The sequence below is a fragment of the Caballeronia arationis genome, from assembly GCF_001544975.2.
GTDB lineage: Bacteria > Pseudomonadota > Gammaproteobacteria > Burkholderiales > Burkholderiaceae > Caballeronia > Caballeronia arationis.
The window spans coordinates 1-824 of sequence record NZ_FCOG02000532.1 but is presented as its reverse complement, the minus strand read 5'-3'; the positions used below and the strand labels follow the sequence as shown (position 1 = coordinate 824).

The following is an 824-nucleotide window of genomic DNA, read 5'->3' as shown; positions in this document are numbered from 1 at the left end:
CCGCTTCTGACGGATGGCGCGATCGAAGCGCTGCTGACCGCCGGCACCGATGCGCAAAAGCAGCTCTACGTGCCGAAGCTGATTTCAGGCGAATGGACCGGCACGATGAACCTGACCGAGCCGCAGGCGGGCTCCGATCTCGCGCTCGTGCGTACGCGCGCCGAGCCGCAGGGCGACGGCACGTTCAAGGTGTTCGGCACGAAGATCTTCATCACCTATGGCGAGCACGACATGGCGGACAACATCGTCCATCTCGTGCTCGCGCGCACGCCGAGCGCGCCGGAAGGCGTCAAGGGCATCTCGCTCTTCCTCGTGCCGAAGTTCATGGTGAACGAAGACGGGTCGCTTGGCGAACGCAACGACGTGCATTGCGTGTCGATCGAGCACAAACTCGGCATCAAGGCGAGCCCGACCGCCGTGCTGCAATACGGCGACCACGGCGGCGCAATCGGCTATCTGATCGGCGAAGAAAATCGCGGCCTCGAATACATGTTCATCATGATGAACGCGGCGCGTTTCGCGGTCGGCATGCAGGGCGTTGCGGTGGCGGACCAGGCGTATCAGAGGGCGGTGGCGTACGCGAGAGATCGCGTGCAGAGCCGTCCCGTCGATGGCTCGGCGAAACAATCGGTCGCGATCATCCAGCATCCGGACGTGCGCCGCATGCTCGCCACGATGCGCGCGCTGACCGAAGGCGCACGCGCGCTCGCCTACGTGGCAGCCGCGCACAGCGACTTCGCGCATCGTCATCCGGACGAGAAGGTACGCGCGAACCATCAGGCAATCTACGAATTCCTGGTTCCGATCGTGAAGGGCTGGAGCAC

At 64.2% G+C, this 824-nt stretch carries 1 protein-coding gene; it reads left to right on the top strand.

The window, feature by feature from the left end; genetic code table 11:
- Positions 1-824 (top strand): acyl-CoA dehydrogenase family protein (locus AWB81_RS43675; protein WP_200822655.1); only part of this gene is annotated, 824 nt, incomplete at both ends.